The 18,799-nt window shown below is 46.1% G+C and carries 14 protein-coding genes; 3 read left to right on the top strand and 11 right to left on the bottom strand.

The features are described 5' to 3' along the window. Nucleotides 1-2 precede the first annotated feature (2 nt). The 3 genes from betA to betI all read right to left on the bottom strand — a co-directional run bounded on the left by betA (nt 3) and on the right by betI (nt 3,861). Nucleotides 3-1,697: a choline dehydrogenase gene (gene betA / locus AC27G9_RS02375; RefSeq protein ID WP_487070629.1), complete on the bottom strand. Its 1,695-nt coding sequence runs from the start codon at nt 1,695-1,697 to the stop codon at nt 3-5. Then, complete coding sequence (gene betB, locus AC27G9_RS02370) at nt 1,697-3,157, bottom strand: betaine-aldehyde dehydrogenase (RefSeq protein WP_487070627.1); 1,461 nt, start codon at nt 3,155-3,157, stop codon at nt 1,697-1,699. Before betB ends, betA begins: the two co-directional genes overlap by 1 nt. A gap of 122 nt (nt 3,158-3,279) precedes the next feature. Continuing rightward, nucleotides 3,280-3,861, bottom strand: coding sequence for a transcriptional regulator BetI (gene betI, locus AC27G9_RS02365; protein WP_487070625.1), 582 nt, complete (start codon nt 3,859-3,861; stop codon nt 3,280-3,282). 288 nt (nt 3,862-4,149) lie between these two features. Between betI and AC27G9_RS02360 the strand changes: the two genes are divergently transcribed. Further along, nucleotides 4,150-5,454, top strand: coding sequence for an inosine/guanosine kinase (locus tag AC27G9_RS02360; RefSeq protein WP_487070623.1), 1,305 nt, complete (start codon nt 4,150-4,152; stop codon nt 5,452-5,454). Between the two features lie 3 nt (nt 5,455-5,457). On the opposite strand, the gene AC27G9_RS02355 is transcribed toward AC27G9_RS02360, so the two are convergent. The 7 genes from AC27G9_RS02355 to AC27G9_RS02325 all read right to left on the bottom strand — a co-directional run bounded on the left by AC27G9_RS02355 (nt 5,458) and on the right by AC27G9_RS02325 (nt 13,659). After that, entirely contained in the window at nt 5,458-6,189 is a 732-nt protein-coding gene (locus AC27G9_RS02355; protein WP_487070621.1) for an ABC transporter permease, read from the bottom strand. A 24-nt stretch (nt 6,190-6,213) separates the two neighbouring features. Next, a complete protein-coding gene (locus AC27G9_RS02350; RefSeq protein WP_487070619.1) occupies nt 6,214-8,646 on the bottom strand; it encodes a TIM-barrel domain-containing protein in 2,433 nt (810 codons plus the stop codon). 3 nt (nt 8,647-8,649) lie between these two features. Continuing rightward, nucleotides 8,650-10,500, bottom strand: coding sequence for an alpha-amylase family glycosyl hydrolase (locus AC27G9_RS02345; RefSeq protein ID WP_487070617.1), 1,851 nt, complete (start codon nt 10,498-10,500; stop codon nt 8,650-8,652). Between the two features lie 209 nt (nt 10,501-10,709). After that, a complete protein-coding gene (locus AC27G9_RS02340; protein WP_487070615.1) occupies nt 10,710-11,231 on the bottom strand; it encodes an RNA methyltransferase in 522 nt (173 codons plus the stop codon). A 10-nt stretch (nt 11,232-11,241) separates the two neighbouring features. Next, nucleotides 11,242-11,394, bottom strand: coding sequence for a DUF5989 family protein (locus AC27G9_RS02335; protein WP_487070613.1), 153 nt, complete (start codon nt 11,392-11,394; stop codon nt 11,242-11,244). After that, a complete protein-coding gene (locus AC27G9_RS02330; RefSeq protein WP_487070611.1) occupies nt 11,394-11,819 on the bottom strand; it encodes an SxtJ family membrane protein in 426 nt (141 codons plus the stop codon). The genes AC27G9_RS02335 and AC27G9_RS02330 overlap by 1 nt, the downstream gene beginning before the upstream one ends. 4 nt (nt 11,820-11,823) lie before the next feature. Next, complete coding sequence (locus tag AC27G9_RS02325; protein ID WP_487070609.1) at nt 11,824-13,659, bottom strand: carbamoyltransferase family protein; 1,836 nt, start codon at nt 13,657-13,659, stop codon at nt 11,824-11,826. Between the two features lie 200 nt (nt 13,660-13,859). On the opposite strand from AC27G9_RS02325, the gene AC27G9_RS02320 reads away from it, so the two are divergent. Together AC27G9_RS02320 and AC27G9_RS02315 are read left to right on the top strand one after the other, a co-directional pair. Beyond that, a complete protein-coding gene (locus AC27G9_RS02320) occupies nt 13,860-15,617 on the top strand; it encodes an SGNH/GDSL hydrolase family protein (protein ID WP_487070607.1) in 1,758 nt (585 codons plus the stop codon). Next, complete coding sequence (locus AC27G9_RS02315; RefSeq protein WP_487070605.1) at nt 15,614-17,260, top strand: SGNH/GDSL hydrolase family protein; 1,647 nt, start codon at nt 15,614-15,616, stop codon at nt 17,258-17,260. The genes AC27G9_RS02320 and AC27G9_RS02315 overlap by 4 nt, the downstream gene beginning before the upstream one ends. Nucleotides 17,261-17,277: 17 nt before the next feature. On the opposite strand, the gene hutH is transcribed toward AC27G9_RS02315, so the two are convergent. Beyond that, nucleotides 17,278-18,798 (bottom strand): histidine ammonia-lyase, encoded by a 1,521-nt coding sequence (hutH, locus tag AC27G9_RS02310; protein ID WP_487070603.1) that lies wholly within the window; start codon nt 18,796-18,798, stop codon nt 17,278-17,280. Nucleotide 18,799: the final 1 nt, after the last annotated feature.

Raw genomic sequence — 18,799 nt, 5'->3', positions numbered from 1 at the left:
GTTTACTTCACTTCTCTCAATGGTAGCCCACTGCGCTGTTCACTTGGCCAGTTGTCATCTTGATACACAGGTGCGTCTATAGGTTGAAGTGGCGTCTCACCCAAAATGATATCCGCCGACTTTTCGGCGACCATAATCGTCGGCGAATTCAAATTCCCATTGGGAATTGTTGGAAATATCGAAGAATCAACGACTCGCAAGCCTTCTAAACCACGAACTCGAGTTTGGCTATCGACAACCGCCATGGCGTCATTTTCTGCCCCCATTTTACAGCTGCAAGAGGGATGATAGGCAGATTCAACGGACTGTCGAATGAAGGCATCGATTTGCTCGTCAGTCTGAACCGCTTCACCAGGTTGTATTTCGGTATCGCGATATATATCCATCGCGGGCTGTGCAATAATTTCGCGACTGAGACGCACCGCATCTCGAAACCCTTGAATATCATCTGGATGCTGTAAGTAGTTGAACTGAATACGAGGCGACGTGGTGGGCTTATCATCTTTAATCGACACGAATCCCCGGCTTTTGGGTTTGTTATGACCAACGTGCAATTGAAAACCGTGACCATCAAAAGCAGACCGACCGTCATATCGCATTGCCGCAGGTAAGAAATGGTATTGAATATCAGGCCACTTAACACCAGCCTTTGAACGTATGAAACCGCATGACTCGAAATGATTGGTCGCTCCAAGCCCCGTTTTCGTCAACAACCATTTGGCACCGATTAGCCCTTTACTGTACCAATCTAAGTGCCCATTCAAGGTGATGGGTTGTTTGCAGCGGTATTGGAAATAAAATTCTAGGTGGTCTTGCAGATTTTTGCCCACTCCAGGCAAATCGTGAACCGTCTTTACCCCTGCAGTTTCCAGATCAGCGGTAGCACCCACTCCCGATAATTGAAGTAATTGTGGAGAACCGATTGAACCGGCGCAAAGAATCACCTCGGCATTACTCATCGCGCGTTGAGCTTGTCCACGTTTCAGAAACTCAACACCGATTGCTCTTTGCTTCTCAAACAATAAACGACTGACTATCACACCCGTTTTGACCGTCAAATTCCGGCGAGAAAGTACGGGTTTTAAATAAGCATTCGCCGTAGACCACCTGTACCCGTTTTTAATTGTCATCTGCATTGGGCCAAACCCTTCTTGCTGATAACCGTTATAATCTTGGGTTTTGGGGTAGCCTGCTTGACTACCTGCCTCAATAAAAGCCGAGTACAACGGGTTTTTTAAGTTGTTTCCAAGATTTACATTGAGAGGGCCATCATTCGCTCGGTATTCATTAGCATCTTCTATCCAATTGTCGGCACGCTTGAAATACGGTAAGCAGTGCGCATAATCCCAACCTTCGGCACCTGCTTCAGCCCATTCATTAAAATCTTCAGCGTGGCCTCGCACGTAGACCATACCATTTATAGACGAAGAGCCACCTAGTACCTTTCCACGGGGGCAATGCATGACTCTACCGTCTAAATAGGGTTCAGGTTCCGTGTGATACTGCCAGGCATATTTATTCGTGTTCATTGGGATCGAGAGTGCCGTTGGCATCTGTATAAATAGACTGCGATCTGACCCACCGGTTTCTAATAACAGAACGCGGTTACTCGGCTCTTCAGATAAACGATTGGCGAGTACACAACCTGCTGATCCGGCGCCAACAATGATGAAATCATAAGTGTTAGCAGCGCGCATCAAAAAGGGCTCTCTGGGGGTACCATTCCCACATAAATCGACTTTGTCTGAGTATAAGCATGGAGGGTTTCTATGCCATTTTCTCGTCCAATACCCGATAACTTATAACCGCCAACGGGCATTTCGACAGGTGAATTACCGTAAGCATTTAACCAGCATATACCCGCTTGAATTTGGTTAATGACGCGATGGGCCCGCTGGATGTCTTTCGTGAAGACCCCTGCGGCCAGCCCTAACTCGGTATCGTTTGCACGTTCAATGACTTCATCTTCGTCGTCGAATGTCAAAATCGCCATAACAGGACCGAAAATCTCTTCCCTAGCAATCTTCATATCGTCGGTACAATCACTGAAAACCGTGGGTTCGACAAAACTCCCACTGGGACAATCAGCAGGGTTTTTACCTTGCCCACCGCACAAGAGTGTTGCCCCTTCTTCAATGCCGCTACGAATATAATGCATCACTTTTGATTTGTGGGCTGGAGAGATGAGAGAACCAAGGTTGACATCTGGATTGAGAGGGTCACCCATTACCACGTTGCATTTTATACGTTCGAGCAATTGGCGCGTAAACGCCTCTACAACCTTATTGTGCAAAAACACCCGAGTACCATTGGTACATATTTCACCTTGAGTGTAGAAATTTCCCAGCATAGCAGCGCTAACCGCAGCCTCAATATCGGCGTCATCGAAAATAATGAGTGGCGATTTTCCGCCTAATTCCATGGTCACATCTTTTAGCGAGTTAGCCGCACTCGCCATGACTTTTTTACCCGTCGACACTTGGCCGGTAAATGATACTTTGTCCACCGACGGATGCTCAGACAACTGTTGACCGACATCCCCTCGACCATGAATGACGTTAAAAACCCCGTCCGGCACTCCTGCTTTTTTAAATATTTTAGCCAACTCTACTGCCCCTCTTGGGGTTTCTTCAGATGGCTTGAATATCATACTGTTTCCGGCCGCTAGCGCTGGCGCAGCTTTCCAACAAGCAATTTGAAGCGGATAGTTCCAAGCACCTATGCCAACGCATACCCCCAGTGGCTCTCGCCTGGTGTAAAAGAAGTCTTCACCGACAGGTTGCTGTGTTCCCATCAAAGATGGAATGGCATTGGCAAAATATTCTATCGCATCGGCACCGGTTTGCACGTCAACAACACTCGCTTCTTGCCACGGCTTACCAGTATCTAACACCTCGATTTTTGCCAACTCATCGTTTGCGTCTCTGAGCAATTGAGCCGCTTTCAGGAGTATGCGACTACGTTCTAAAGCACTGTATTTCGCCCACGCTTTTTGCCCTTCAACGGCACTATTGATTGCACGGTGTAAAACGTTGTTATCCGCGCTTTCAACACAGTAGAGGCACTCTCCTGTCGCTGGGTAGATAACGTCGAATGTCGGTGACGAAGAATCGACAAATTCTCCATTGATAAAGTTTTTGAGAACAGGGGTTTCCACTTCTAAGCCCTATGTTAATGACAGAGGATAATTGTAACCAGATCGGCCATTTTTATTGAACGACTAATCAATAACAACAGTGTAGTGGCAATGACACGATATTGAAACCGTGTCATAAAAATTTATTCTACACTGACGGGTTCACCGAGAATGTCGTTAACGAATTGCTGGCATCGATTGATCGCATGGTCAAATTCAGCGTCATTAGCACTACTCAAAGTACATCGCAGCCAGAACCCATCAATAAGCGCCGCGAGTAGTTCAGCTGAGTCGATGGCTTGTTCCCTCGGTAAAACTTGGGAAAAACTATAGCGCAAATTTGATAGTAATCGTCGGCGATTCACTTCTTGTAAACGCGCTAATTCGGGATCGTGAAGAGACTGAGCCCAGAAACTCAACCATGTTTTCGTGGTATTTTTTGCACGTAAACCACTGGCGAAATTAACCGATATTATGTGATACAACCTATCCTTGGCGCTGGCATTGGTACAATTGACCTTGAGCTCCCCCAATAAATGCCTGACGGACGCTTCTATCAAGCCCTGTTTATTGCCGAAATAGTGACTGATAATGCCAGACGATAATCCTGCGCACTGACTGATTAAACTGATTGTTGTCGAATGTAGTCCTACCTCAGCGACTACCTGTATCGTCGCTTCAATTAACTGACGGCGGCGCAACGGCTCCATCCCGACTTTTGGCATAACTTCAACCTTTTCTGAAAACGTTTACAACCGCTATAGTTGTACCATATTACCGTTCATGCATATACGGATAACCAACATTAATTGTCAGATTTATCACACCTTTTTATTTGCTTGTATCCTATTCGGCAACATAACTATTGGATCTCTTGGGTAATTCTAGGATAAAAACCTACGTTTTTATGACACTTCTGTTAAAATCGCCGAAATTTTGCGATACCTCTGTGCTTTCGAAACAGAACGTAGCGTACAAACTTGTTTTAAGTCTGGCTATCAAGGTTTACCACAATGCGATTTCCCGGAAGACGAAAGTATAAACACTACTTCCCTATTGAAAAGAAAAGCCCCCTTACTAATCGCTTATCTGAAGAAGTTAAGCTGATACACCCTTATATCGTTGGCATAGATCAAACACTGGTCGATATTGAAGCCAATGTCGACATGGCGTTCCTAGAAAGCTTTAATCTCAGAAAAGCCATGTCTCAGGTAATTGACGAAGAAACAGCTGCCAAACTGACGAGCATTCTGGCCGAAAACAACATGGTAGATCACCGTTTTGCCGGCGGCACTATTGGCAACACGTTGCACAACTATTCCGTACTCGCCGATGATCGCTCGGTAATGTTGGGCATTATGACCGCTCAATTAGAAATGGGAAGTGATGCCTATCGCTACTTATGCAACACTTCAAGTCGCGTGGACTTAGAGCACCTACAACCCGTGGAAGGCCCTATTGGTAGAAACTTTACCTTGATTACTGAAGATGGAGAGCGAACCTTTGCATTCAGCCCGGGTTGGGGTAATCGGCTAGAATCTCAGTACGTAGATAAAGCCCTTATTCAGAATTCGGCAGCACTCGTGATCAGCGCTTATCTCATGCGTTGTGAAGACGGTGAGCCTATGCCAGAGGCTACGATGAAAGCCGTTGAGTATGCCAATCAAGCTAACGTTCCCGTAGTACTCACAACCGGTACAAAATTTTTAATCGAACAAGACCCGCAGTGGTGGCGTTCGTTTATTGATAAACATGTCAATATCTTAGCCATGAATGAAGAAGAAGGACTGGCGCTAACAGGCTTCGAAGATCCGCTTTTGTCGTCTGAGGCGGCACTTGATTTGGTGGACCTTGTATTGTGTACCGCGGGCTCTCAGGGATTGTTCCTTGCAGGGTATTGCGACGAAGAACACCTGAGAAAATCTCACCACCCATTATTGCCAGGCACGATACCTGATTTTAACCGCTATGAGTTTTCTCGCCCAATGCGCAAACGTGACTGCGCTAGCCCACAGAAGGTTTACTCGCATATCTCTCCTTACATGGGAGGGCCGGATAAAATCAGTAATACCAACGGCGCTGGAGATGGTGCATTAGCCGCATTGCTGCATGATATTACCGCCAATGTGTATCACAGAGCGAATGTACAGGCTTCAGAAAAGCAGAATTACCCGGCACTGGCTTATTCGTCATTTGCTCAGATTTGCAAGTACGCGAACCGTGTTAGCTACGAAGTATTAATGCAGCACTCTCCTCGTTTATCTCGAGGCCTTCCCGAGCGAGAAAATAACCTTGAGCAAGCTTATTGGGAAGCATGATTGCTATTCGAGAGTCGTTTTACGGCTCTCTTTTTGCTCTAAACAAGACAACATTACCGCCGCGCCACTGCCACTTGTCCCCAATATCATCACCATAATTAATATCTGATATCTGACCGCGATTAATGGGTCAACGCCCGCTAAAACTTGACCTGTCATCATACCGGGCAACGCCACAAGACCTACAGCCAAAAGCCCATTAATTTGTGGAATCATAGCAGTTTTGTATGCTTGCCTTTTAGCCACAGGTGGCTCCACACCTTGCTCTCGCTCGGCAAAATAGCGCTCCCCCGCTAAACTGATGCTGTTCATGGTATTAGCAAAATACATCCCCATTAGCGGTACCATAACGCTGGGGCTATACCAAGGCTCAACGGGTAAAATTAGCCATAAAGTCACTACCAAGTGAGACATCACACTGACAGATAGTCCCGCAGCCACACAAAACATAGTGGCCCGATGACTAAGTAAACTCGATTGCAGCGGTCTGATGGCAATCCATACAGAAGCTACGAGCATAAATACGGCAATGGCCAAGGCAATCCCAAAATTTGGATTATCGAAAAGCCAGACGAGACAGTAGCCCACAATGACAAGTTGAATTAGCATGCGAAAAGACGCGTAAAGTAATTCGAAAACGTCTTGCTTTAGCCAGACTAAATGGATGAGGATTACAGACAGAAGAGGAAGCAAGCACCAGAGCAGTGCTTGCCAACTTAGAGAGAGCGCGCTCATTTGCGGCCCTCTCGAGCACTACAATTAATCGATAGACACGCTGTGTAATTGCCCATGTGTAACGGTTGTTTTTATTCTGAGAGTTTTGTCCTGTTGCTGCCAGTATACCTGACCTTGTGACAAATTAACGTCATGAATCGTACCGTCTTCAAATGTAACTCGCTGTGGCTTTACGGTTAAACCATGTACAACCCACTCTATTGCTCTTGACGTCGGCATCCCTTCATAGTTCCCTTGGGACTTGATTTTCAACACTGTGCTTTGGTCTGTGCTGGAAGTGAACGTTAGTGTCGCATAAGCACGGTTTTTTATGGCATTGGGGTTGTTACCACTGTCTTCGTAAAGCGTAAATTCGCCGTCATCCTGCAATGGATCTACCCAAGCGTGAACTTGCAGTGAGCTACCAGTATAGTCTGCCGTATTCATCAAACCTGGAGTCATAGGGACAATCGCGCCAGCTCTCACGAAAACGGGAATTTGCGCTTGGGTAACAGGGACAGTAACCGTTTGATTACCCAGTACCCGACTGCCACGATTAAAATCGAACCAAACACCTTCGGGCAATTCTACTGCTTGTGCCGTTACGTCGGGTACAGTGATCGGATTAACCAAAAAAGCATCACCCCACATGTAGCTAGACGTATTGTTAAACCATTTGGGACCTTCGTGATAAAAGCTCAAAGGACGCATTAAAGGTGTACCTTCCAAGCTGTTTTGATAAGCCAATGAATAGTTGTACGGCAACATAGCATACCTTAGCGAGATCATGTCGCGGGCCGCATTGACAACGCTTGCCCCATGAAAAACAGGTTCAGGCGCTATGTCTTCTTGCGCGTGAGGCCGGAAAACCGGACTAAATACCCCCATATTTAACCAACGTAGGTATAAATCGGGATCGAATACGTCACCACCGGCAAAACCACCCAAATCAGAGTGGGTATAAGCCAAACCAAACACACTCATTTGTAGCGCGAGTTCGACTTGCGGTTTCAGGCCACCCCAACTGCGACTGACGTCGCCAGTCCATGGAATAATGCCGTAGCGCTGGCTACCGATAAAACCCGATCGCATCAACACAAATGGACGCTTTTGAGGTGCAGCTTCTAACGTATTTTTAAAGACCATTTTTGCCCACTGGTGACCATAGATGTTATGGATCTCGTCGCCTGTCACTTGAATATCGTCCCACAGATGTATGGTATCACTAGGATGAACCTCTGGTTCCCCCAAGTCTCCCCACCAGCCATCGACACCTTGCTGCAACAGAGCTTGGTAATATTGCCAAAACCATTCGCGACCGACGTTATTGAAAATATCCACTATACCTGTGTGACCGAAGTAGAAATCGAACATTCGTGGATGACCAGCATGATTTTTTGCCAGCGCACCCGCCGCTACCGCGCTTTCGTATTGTGAAGAGGTCGATAAAATAAACGGTTCCGTTATCAGTACGGTTTTAATATTTTGAGACTTTAGCGCATCAAGCATCGAAACGGGGTCTGGAAATGCCGCCTTATCCCAGTTCAATGAACCCATATGCCCTTGCACGTCTTTACCGAACCAGTACAAATCTAAAACTACTGCATCAAGAGGAATTTGAGCTTGTTCAAAGGCTTTTACAACATCTAGCGTTTCTTGCTGATTGCGATACCCAAAACGTGAGGCAAAGTTACCCAAAGCCCATCTTGGAGGCAGTGGTTGCGTACCCGTCGCTTGTACGAGCTCTTCCACTAGATGTTGTTGGGAATCTGCCATTACAACTATGTATGCCGTTCTACCGCCAACCGCTTCAAACTGAAGTACGTCACTCTCGGTTTTTCCAATATCGAGAAAGCCACTGGCGCTATTGTCGAAAATCAGTGCGTAGTTGGATGACGACATAACCGCAGGCAATCCATAGTACATTTGATTCGATTCAGTTGTATAACCATAGTGCGCTCGATTGTATAAAGGCATTCTATGGCCGCGTCGATTCATTCCCAACACGCGCTGCCCGCCGCCATAAAGCTGTTCACCTTCAGCAAGACTAAACCGAAAACCGCGAACTGTATCTTGAATAAATAGTCCACTTTCCTCGGCTAATTTCACATGTCCTGCATAAGCAAAACTCAGTTTGAACGGCGATTTTTCAACAATGACACTGGCGTCACCGTAGGTCAAAGTCAGGTTATCATCTCCCTCCGACAAGGACGTTACGTTAGGCACACTCTTTTCGCCCAGCGCCTGCCCAGGCAACTGCTTAATACCTGACTTTGTATAAAATACCGAGAAAGTACCGACGGCCGGAGCAGAGATTTCTACTTGTGTATCTTCCAGCGCAATCGTCAACGTTTTTCCATCGTGTTGATAGTTTTGTACCGATTGCTGTGCATAGGAAGAAAACGCAACAGCGAGTAAACTCAAAAAGAGCGCAAACTGGTGAATTACCGTTTGTCTTAACAATTTGGTGGATACCATGTTTTATTGAACCTCCAACACAACTGAGGCTAATGGTGCTAACGTTATCGTTACCGCGTAGCCATTTTCAGACGGCAACAAGTTAAATTCTTTTTCAGTCAGCAAGTCGTTTAACAAAATTTTACTTTCACTCAAACCCCACTCGCGTGCTAAAGATTCGGGTAAGCTCAAGTCAAACGTAACTGGCAAATCTGAAAAATTAGAGGCAACGATAAGTTTGTCGCTGTCTGTCCAACGAGCAAATGCAAATTGGCGTTCGGTATATCCCTTGGCAAGCGCTGTATTGGCACTGTGTAAACTTTGATAATCACCTTGCATTGCCGGATGGTTGGCAGAAATAGACATAACGGTTTTATAGTAATTGTGTAGCGATCGTTCGCTTTCACTTAACTCACCACCGTCAAACTTTCCATTGTTCATCCAGCGTTGATGAGCCGGTACGCCAGCATAGTCAAAAATTGTGGTGCGAGTTGGGTCGCCAAATCCCGTTTCTTCACTACCGTCTTCGCCCACATCTTGACCAAAATACAACATAGTCGGAGAGCGGCTAATTAAGGCTGAGACCACCAACGCTGGGCGACCTTTTTCTGCATCCCCTGCGAAATCGGGGCTAGCAATACGCTGTTCGTCGTGGTTCTCCAAAAAATGAAGCATATGTGATTCAATATCTGCCATGCCATTTTGAATATCTTCTAGTGCTTGGGTATCTCCTTTGTTTTGCATTACACGTTTCAGTGAGTCGTAAAACTCCACCTTGTCGTACAGATAATCCATTTTACCCAAGCGGATGTAATCCCTGTAAAGGTGGGGCTGGTAAACCTCTGCGAGCAAGAACGCATTAGGGTTTTTCGCTTTGATCGAAGAATTGAGGTATGACCAAAACTCAACGGGTACCATTTCTGCCATATCGTAACGGAACCCATCAACGCCTTTGTCCAACCAGTAATGGACAATCGCTTCAAACTTTTTCCATGAATCTGGTACGTCTTTACCCTGCCAAAATGCGTAGTGTTGAGCGTGATCCTGCTGATCATACCCTTCGGGTAACGATGGAAAATCATAAGTACCATCGGGTTTAACGCCATAGTTTACCTTTACGGTTTCATACCAATCATGAGCGTTTGGCTTCGCATCCCTCGCCCCATTACCTGTCCACTTGGCGGGAGATTCGACAAATTTGCCATCAGAGAGCGGGTTTGGCGCCCCTCCCAAAGGTCGATAGCCTTCGATACCGTCGGGAACTTCAAAATCTTGCCCTACGACATAGTAAAAGTTGTTGTCTCTTGCATATTCAACGGACGTGTCATCACTGGCACCAAAATTCTCTTGCCCTGCGGGTAGCGAGAGAGACTCATATCGTCGAGCGACATGATTGGGTACAATATCGATAATGACCTTCATACCATTGTCATGTGTGCGTTTGATAAGCGCTTCAAACTCTTCAAGTCGACGACTTGGATCATCAGCCAAATCTGGATTTACATTGTAATAATCCTTAACCGCGTAGGGGGAACCAGCTCTACCTTTTACAACGTCGGGATCGTCCAAACTGATACCATATTCGGTGTAGTCGTTAACAACCGCGTGATGTGGAACCCCCGTATACCAGATGTGCGAAACGCCCATTTCCTTAATTTCTTTTAACGCTTCATTGGTAAACGAACTGAATTTCCCTACCCCGTTTTCGTCGATCGTACCCCAGGGCTTATTGGTCGTATTAGTGTTCCCGAAAAGACGTGTGAATACTTGGTAAACAACGGGTTTGCCCATCGCAGCCTGCTGTTCTTCAACCTGTTCAACCGCGGCAGTTTGGTTAGTGGATGTATCTGTTACTTTTGCACATGATACTGTCATACAAGCTATTCCTATCGCTACACATAGTGGACGATAGGCAAATTTGGCTAAAGACGCCATAAATTCACTTCCTGTTTTTTACGATTTTCTCAAGGATAACCGTTAACAGTATGTTAAAGAAGTTGCATACGTATTCAGGCCAGTGGAAAAAATCACGGCCTAATAACATGACTTAAAAACGAGGTAAGCGGTGCGTTAGGTTTTTCGGTTTACTCAGTAATCCTGACTTTAGCTCTGTTGTTATTATCTCGACTTGAGCGAATAAGGTGATCGCCATAATCGAACTCAGATTTCGCCAATCTGTCATACAGCACAACATTGGCAGTAGCGGCAAGGTTCATACACGAATTGGTTGGCACATACACAACGTGATCAGCTTGGCTAACAATCGTCTTTGATACATTGCCATCCTCTGGGCCAAAAATGTAGTAAGCATTGCTTGGATGCGTAAAATGCGGCAGTGGCTGCGCGCCCTCAACGAGTTCTATGACAACGGTTTGTGCGCCACGTGGCTTCACCATCATCAAATCTTCCACACCAATAGTAGGAATTTGTTTATGCATTTGTTTGGTATCGGCGCGAAAATCCTTCGCATAGCCATAGCGCTGCCCTGTGTAAAACACGCTGCTGACACCGTAACAACCCGCGGCACGCAAAATAGAACCGACATTTTCTGCTGATTTAGGGTTAATCAGGCCGATGCTTACATAAGACTCTGTTGAACTGCTCAAAACACTCTCTTTAAAACAACGTATAAATAAATGTCGCCAATGAAGATTGTTGTGTGGCGACAACTAGGGCGCCTAATAATGCCAGTACTAACACAATTGGCAATAGCCAAATTTTTTTTCTTACGCGAAGAAATGCCCAGAGGTCTGTCAAAAACTCAACCATTAGAAAGGTTCCTTTAAACGTTCACGGTTCGGTGAATCATTGCGCTTGATCCAGTAGGAATTGTTCTTTGGCAAGGGTTGCTTGGAATATTGCAGTTTACCTAATAACCCCATGACAATACCAATCGGAGCTATCAACCCAAAGTACGCTACAAACAGTATGATACGTGTATTAATAAACCCCAAAACACTAGCAACATACATCCACGCGACATAAATCGGGTACAATGCTTTAACAAAAATGAGTTGAACTATCAGCAATAAAGCAGCCGGATACAACGGCCAAATGGGTATTGCTCTTTCAAACAACCAAGGCAACACACCACAAAATAACACAACCAAAATTACGCTCATGCCACGAGCGAACGACTTCAAGTTAGCCACGTCGTCTATAGGTGCAACAGGTAAAAGAATACGATTTATCAAGCTGTTAATCCTTCTCAAACGTAATGGTCTTCGCCAATGCAACAGACTCAGTGGTTTGCTCTGATTTCAACAACACATAATTTTCAATGACCAACACGTCCATATCCGTTGCTAAAAATCCCCGAATTGCTTCATCAGGTGAACATACAGGCGGTTCTCCCCTGACATTAAAAGACGTGTTAATCAGTACCGGTACTCCCGATCTTTGCTCGAAAGTGTTCAATAACTGATGAAGTTTCGGGTTAGTTTCTGCCGACACGGTTTGAATTCGTGCCGTTTTATCGACGTGGGTAATCGCCGGTAGCGAAGAACGAACTTCGTGAACTTGCTCCAATCCCCCTACACTCGCTATCACTGGTGTGACAAGTGACTCGTGCACATTAGCAACCATCAGCATATAAGGGCTGGCACAATCAATATCAAAATAATCTTGGACTTTATCTGCTACGACAACGGGAGCAAACGGCCGAAACGATTCCCGTTGCTTGATTTTTAAATTCATCACTGATTGCATGTGAGGAGAACGAGCATCCCCTAATATACTTCGATTACCCAGTGCCCTTGGACCGAACTCCATTCGCCCTTGAAACCAACCGACAACTTTATCTTGGGCTAACCAATCTGCAACTGCGGACATTAGAGACGGCTGTTCATATCGAGTGTAAGGGGCATTCCATTTATCCGCAGCCTTGACTATGTCTTCGTCACTGTATGCAGGGCCTAGATACGCTCCTTGCATTGAATCGACAGCGCGTTTCGTGGCTTGCGTGTTGTGGGCGTACCATGCGACAAGCGCCGCACCTAGTGCCCCCCCAGCGTCACCCGCCGCAGGTTGAATCCAAATATCTTCGAATAGTGACTCTTTGAGTAGTTTTCCGTTTGCCACGCAATTCAAAGCGACTCCACCAGCCAAACACAAGTTTGGCGCACCTGTCACTTGCATGGCGTGCCGGGCCAACTTAACCACTACATCTTCAACGACGACCTGAATCGACCGGGCCAAATCCATACATCGTTGGTCGGGTTTACCATCGAATGGATAAGGTTCACCACCGAATACGCGATGAAATTGGCTATTGGTCATAACCTGGCCGGTGGGAAAGTCAAAGTATTCGAGGTTAAGGGCAAAACTGCCATCGGGTTTGACATCGATTAAATGCCGATAAATCTGCTCGACGAAACTAGGATTACCGTAAGGCGCTAACCCCATCAGCTTGTACTCGCCACTATTGACTTTGAACCCACAATAATACGTAAAAGCGGAATACAGCAGCCCCAAGCTGTGTGGAAAGTGGAGTTCTTCAATACAAGTGAGTTGATTGCCTTTTCCCGACCAGATAGAGGTAGTCGCCCACTCTCCAACGCCATCCATGCATAGTACGGCGGCATGATTAAAAGGTGAAGGATAATAGGCAGACGCCGCATGGCTTTGGTGGTGCTCAGTAAAATTCAGTGACGGCAGTGACGCTTTTTTGGTTCCTTCTGGACACAAAGCCAGTAACTCACGTCTTAACAGTGATTTGAGGTAGAGCTTCTCTTTTAGCCAAACAGGCATCGCTTTAACAAAACCAGAAAACCCTTTTGGTGCGTGTGCCATAAAGGTCTCAAGTAACCGCTCAAACTTCAAAAGCGGCTTATCGTAGAACACCACACCGTCCAAATCAGTTATGCCAAGATTCGCTGCCTCTAAACAATACTGTATCGCGCTGGACGGAAAACTCGGATCGTGCTTAATACGAGAAAATCGCTCTTCTTGGGCGGCGGCTATAATTTCACCGTCCACGACAATGGCTGCAGCACTATCATGATAAAAAGAAGAGATCCCCAGGATTCGACGCATCGCCATGTTACTACTATGTTAATTTATGTTTTCGCTCTACGATACTATCGAAAATTTTTATGTCTAGTTGGTATCACAGTTATGCATACGTATGTAGCGATAATTTTAGACAAATTCAAGCGCTTATGGCTTGTGTTCTCTTGCGTGATTTTCGATTAAAACGTATGGTTGACGTCACGATTTGTTAACGATTTGTATCGATGTCAACAAGCCTAATTAAGAAGCGTATTTTTTATGTCATCGCCATCTTACTGCCTTTGGCGATGTTGGCAATTGTCGAGCTCGGATTAAGAGCTATTGGCTATGGCACTGATAACCCTGTATTCGTTGAGGCAAAAGGTCGACCTAATTATCTGACGGCGAATCCCGATCTTATCAAGCGTTTTTTTCACATTGGCGTCCCCACACCGACGATCAGCCCTGATACAGACTATTTTTTGAAAACGAAACCCCAAAACAGTTTGCGGCTTGTCCTCATGGGCGGGTCTACCGCCGCGGGTTTTCCCTACGGGCGTTTTGGTTCCCCGTCCGCTATGGTGAAGCAACAGCTAATACGCTTGTACCCAGACAAACATATCGATGTAATCAATGTCGCTATGTCGAGTGTCAACTCGTATACCTTACGAGACATCGCGAAAGACGTAGCGCTAATCGAACCGGACGCCGTCTTGATTTACGCTGGGCATAATGAATATTTGGGAGTCATGGGGGCAGGTTCAGTATTGTCAGGTTCGGGGAGTCACCTAACTAATTTAGCGTTTCTCTCGCTTAAACAAGTAAGACTGTTTCAACTACTGCAATCATTGTGGCGGTCTGAGACTCCTCTTCCTACAGGCGAGGGACGCTCTCTCATGGCGCAGCTCGCTCAGACTCAAGCTATACCGGAAAACTCTGCTACCTATGAGGCCGGCGTTAGACAGTTTGACGACAACATTCAAGCTGTCATCCGAACCTTTGAAGAGCGCGGCATTCCGGTTGTCATTAGCAACATTGTCGCGAACGAAAAAGACCAAACTCCCTTTTTATCCTTGCCATCTAAGGCACTACCCACATCCTGTAAACAGAATCCAACTGACTTTCATCGTAGTAACGCAAGTGCGCTGTTTTTTACTGCCCAATGCTACCTTGCTTCGGGTGATACAAAGTCTGCAAAAATGTGGTTTCGAGAAGCAGTAAATAAAGATCAACTTAGGTTTCGAGCGCACGAAGATATCAATGTGGTCATTGAATCGAAAATTGATGAACAGGCTGTCTTTTTAGCCGATACGCAGGAGCGTTTTGAAGCACATAGTCCAGCGGGAATCGTTGGCAATGAACTGATGCTAGAGCACCTACACCCCAACAGTGAAGGGTATAGCTTGATAGCACAGAGCTTTATTGCTGGGCTTCAAGAGGCTCGCGTAATAGGGCGTAAGGTACCTGAATCGTTTTTTCGACAAGACTGGTCGAAATACACCCTATCCCCCGTTGATCATGTTATCGCAAGACAGAAGATACGCCGATTGACCTCTGATTACCCCTTTCAATCGAGCCCTGTGATAGTTTCCCCAATCAAGCCCAATACGCCAATCACTACCTTTGCAATCACTAGGGAAAACGGACAACCCTGGCTATCTCAACAACCAGAGTTGCTCGACTATTTTGCCGAACAAGGTGATGTCGCAGCAATGGCAAGAACAGCGGCGATGTTGTTCGATGCACTGCCTTGGGAGCATAAAACCGCTCATACCGCCGCGACATTGCTTCTCAGAGCGGGTGACCCATACGGCGCGCAATACTATGTGAATCAGGCAATTCAGTTGGCGTCGAACGTGGAAAACTATTGGTTAACCCGAGCAGAAATTCATTTTAAGCAAGGTAACAAATCTCAGGCACTTGAGGATTTAAAAACCGTGTTAATGATTAATCCTAACAACAAAAAAGCGCCCGGTTACATCAGGTTGATATCATCGTCATGAAACGAATAGTGTTTACTATCATCGCCGTGCTCATTCCATTGGGCATACTGCTATTGATCGAAACGAGTCTGAGAATAGCTGGTTTCGGCAAACCTTATCCACTATTCATTGAAAACCCTACGCATCCAGACTACCTGTTACCTCGCCCTGATATTTTGGCTCGATATTTTACGACGTCGCAGCAACCCAGAGTCACAATGGAAGCTAACTTCTTCCTTAAACAAAAACCGGCAAATGGGTATCGTGTCTTTGTACAAGGCGGTTCGACAGCAGCAGGTTTCCCCTATGGTTTAGGCGCGTCACTTGCCGGTATGTTGGATCAGCGTTTGAAGCAATCTATGCCTAATAAACAAGTGGAAGTCATCAATACCGCAATGTCAGCGGTTAATAGCTATCTGTTGTTAGATATTGCTGACGATATCATTGCCCAGTCACCAGATTTGGTTGTCATTTATGCTGGCCACAATGAATTTCTTGGTATTTTTGGTGTGGGCTCTTCCTTTGGCGTTGGCGGGCCACTATTAACCAGCGCTTATTTATCCTTACATGACTATGCCACTGTCGATGCGATTCGCCATTTGTTACCCTCGCCGACGCCCGAAAACCCAACAAGCGCCACAATGCGTCGAACATTTATGTCGCAGGTTGCCAAAAAGACAGCCATAACAATAGACAGCCCAACTTATCAAGCGGGGTTAATTCAATTTGAACGCAATCTCACAAGATTAGTAGAAAAGTACCACCAAGCTGGCGTACCGGTTCTCATTTCGACGATTGCGAGTAACTTAAAGGATCAACCTCCTTTCATGTCACAACCCAATGAGAGCAAAGGTGCACTTGATATCGATTCATTGAGTGCCAGTGCGATTGCACAGTTAGCTGATGAAAGTGTCAACCATACCGATGCTGAGCTGCATTTTGCCATTGCCAAACGCTTACTTGTGGCAAGGAATAATGTTCGTGCGCTACGTCATTTTCAACTGGCAAAAGATCACGATTTGTTGAGGTTTAGAGCCCCTTCTGACATCAACAAGATAATCCGAACTCTAGCGCTGAGAGATGGGGTATACCTGAATGATGCCGACTACGCCCTGAGTAGCCGTAGCCCTGACGGGATTATTGGGAACAATTTTATGCTGGAACACCTTCATCCTAATGTTGCGGGTTACTTTGTCATCGCAGACAGTGTGTACACTAGCATTTCAAAACACCAGTTGGCACCAATCAGCGACCCAGTATCGACTGACTTAGCCTGGCGTCACCGGCCAATAACCCAGTCAGAAGAATATTACGGGTTTGCTCAAGTACAGGCGTTGAAAGCAGATTACCCCTTTGTTGATTCTCCGATACCGCTAAGATTACCCACCCCAAAAGACTGGCAACAACAGTTGGGCAGGGCTTATTTTGAGAAGAAAATAAATTGGTCGACCATGATGAGGCAAATACGGCAACGCCACCTAGCCAAGGAAAACCACCAGATGGTGTTAAAAACTACGTTATTGTTAGCCGATGCTTTGCCTCATGACGCCTTGGTTAATTCTCAAGCTGCAAGTGAGCTTGAAAAAGCAGGTAGAAACAAAGAAGCCAGCTTCTATTACAAAAGAGCAAAAAGAGCTGGCTTAGTCAGTCAATCTATTGAATAACGCGCCCGAAGCTTGGGTTACAACAGCGTCAAATCCAAACTATCGGCTAACGTAAACTCATCGATCAATGATTTAGCGTCAGCAATATCTGGCGCAAAGTAACGATCTTTGTCGTAGAACGAGACACGACTGCGCAATAAGCTATGGACTTTTTGCAACGGTTGAGAGGTTTTCAAAGGTGACCGAAAATCGATCCCCTGCCCCGCAGCCAACCATTCAATCGCTAGAATGCCCGAAACATTGTCAAAAATATCGCGCAAGCGGCGCCCTGCAAATGTCGCCATCGATACGTGATCTTCCTGATTGGCAGACGTGGGTAACGAATCTATAGAAGCAGGATGCGCGAGTGTTTTATTCTCACTGGCCAAAGCCGCGCTTGTAACTTGGGCAATCATAAAGCCTGAATTGACCCCGCCATTATCAACTAAGAATGGTGGCAGCCCGCTCAAATGGCTGTCGATCAACAGTGCCATTCTCCGTTCAGAAAGCGAGCCGATTTCTGACAGCGCTATCGCCAACATATCGGCTGCCATTGCAACCGTTTCTGCATGGAAATTACCACCAGAAAGAATATCGTCTTGCTCACTGAACACCAAAGGATTATCGGATACACCATTGGCTTCGACAATCAAGGTATCTGCAGCGTAACGCATCTGCTGCAAACACGCTCCCATCACCTGTGGCTGACAGCGCAGTGAATAGGGATCTTGCACTTTTTCGCACTGCACATGCGACTGGCCGAGCTCAGACTCAGTCAGCAAAGTTCGGTAAGCAGTTGCGATATCGATTTGGCTTTGATGCCCGCGAGCCAAGTGTATACGCTCGTCAAAAGGGACTCTTGAACCCAACGCAGCCTCGACTGACAATGCCCCGATTGCCGTTGCGCTTTTGAGTGCCGCTTCTGATAAAAACAATCCTTGGAGTGCGAATGCAGTCGACGCTTGTGTACCGTTTAATAACGCCAACCCTTCTTTAGGTGCCAATGTTATTGGGCTTAACCCAGCTAATTCTAACCCCAGTTTGGCATCGATGACTTTTCCTTGGTAAATCACCTGACCTTCGCCAAGTAACACCGCACTCATGTGAGCCAACGGTGCCAAGTCGCCAGACGCACCGACAGAACCCTTTTCTGGAATCGCTGGTAACACCTGTGCATTCAAAAGCGTTATCAAAGCTTCAATAACGCTAAGACGGATACCCGAGTAGCCTCGGCTTAGGGAATTAATTTTAAGTAGCATTAATAAGCGAACGACTTCTGGCGACATAAATTCGCCGATACCCGCAGCATGAGACAACACAATGCTTCGCTGTAGTAGTTCAAGCTCATCTTCAGCAATCTTGGTATTGGCAAGTAGTCCAAACCCAGTATTAATGCCGTATACAGTGCGGCCCTCTTGTAATACCTTCATCACCGTATTGTGCGCGGCATCGATAGCAGGTATCGCTTCTTGTGCTAGCGTTATCGTCAATCCTTCACGATAGCAAGTTCGGCAATCTTCAATAGAAAGTTGGCCCGGTTGTAATTCGAATGCTTGCACG

Source organism: Alteromonas sp. 5NS40-0096 (genome assembly GCF_057544385.1).
This window is presented reverse-complemented; position numbering and strand designations above follow the sequence as displayed.